A 1,113-nucleotide genomic window follows, 5' to 3' on the forward strand; every position below is an offset into this window, starting at 1 on the left:
AACAACGAGATCAGCGTGAACATCAGCACGTTGGCAGCCAGCGAGGCGATTGCCGAGTCGATGGCCAGCTGGGTCACGAACAACACGGCTTCCGGATCATCACCATTCACATGGAGGATCGGCGCCTGGATCATCTTCGCAACGTCGGTCGCGTACTCGGTGGAGCGCGAGTCCAGCGGGTTGCTGATGGTGAAACCGACCTGGTTGTTGATCACGATGTGCACGGTACCGCCGGTCTTGAAACCGCGGGTCTGCGACATCTGGAAGGTTTCCATGACCACACCTTGACCGGCGAATGCCGCGTCACCGTGGATGGAGATCGGTAGAACCTTCTCGCCGGTAGGGTCGTTACGACGATCCTGACGGGCGCGAACCGAACCCTCGACCACCGGGGAAACGATTTCCAGGTGGGAAGGGTTGAACGCCATGGCCAGGTGAACTTCACCGCCGGTGGTCATCACGTTGGACGAGAAGCCCTGGTGATACTTAACGTCACCGGAACCCAGCTCGACCTTCTTCTTGCCTTCGAACTCGTCGAACAGCTCGCGCGGGTTCTTGCCGAAGGTGTTGACCAGCACGTTGAGACGGCCACGGTGGGCCATGCCGATCACGATTTCCTTGGTGCCGTAAGAACCGGAACGCTGGATCAGCTCGTCGAGCATCGGAATCAGGCTCTCGCCGCCTTCCAGACCGAAACGCTTGGTACCCGGGTATTTGGTACCGAGGTATTTTTCCAGGCCTTCGCCGGCGGTGACGCGCTCAAGCAGGTGGCTCTTGATGTCGACGGAGTACGTCGGACGGCCGCGCACGCTTTCCAGACGCTGCTGGAACCACTGGCGCTGCTCGGAATCGGTGATATGCGTAAATTCAGCGCCGATGGTGCGGCAATATGTCTGCTGCAACGCTTCGTGAATTTCGCGTAGGCTCGCCTCCTCTTTGCCGATGAACAGGTCGCCGGCACGGAAGGTCGTATCAAGATCGGCATTGGTCAAGCCGTAATGATTGATTGACAGGTCTGCACACCGCCGTCACGGATAACGGCGGGCGGGTTATCGATAATGGCTTTTTCCAGCAATGCCGCCAGTTCCGGATAGGTACTGGTGGTCGTCGCCA

At 58.9% G+C, this 1,113-nt stretch carries 2 pseudogenes; both read right to left on the bottom strand.

Annotated elements, in window-relative coordinates:
* Window positions 1-1,019, bottom strand: a pseudogene (locus ACQKPC_RS30425) (thiamine pyrophosphate-dependent enzyme); the annotation flags it as partial.
* A pseudogene (locus tag ACQKPC_RS30430) lies at window positions 1,019-1,113 on the bottom strand (hypothetical protein); the annotation flags it as partial. The pseudogenes ACQKPC_RS30430 and ACQKPC_RS30425, both read right to left, overlap by 1 nt.

The sequence above is a fragment of the Pseudomonas sp. NPDC089918 genome (assembly GCF_050280605.1).
Classification (GTDB): Bacteria; Pseudomonadota; Gammaproteobacteria; order Pseudomonadales; family Pseudomonadaceae; genus Aquipseudomonas.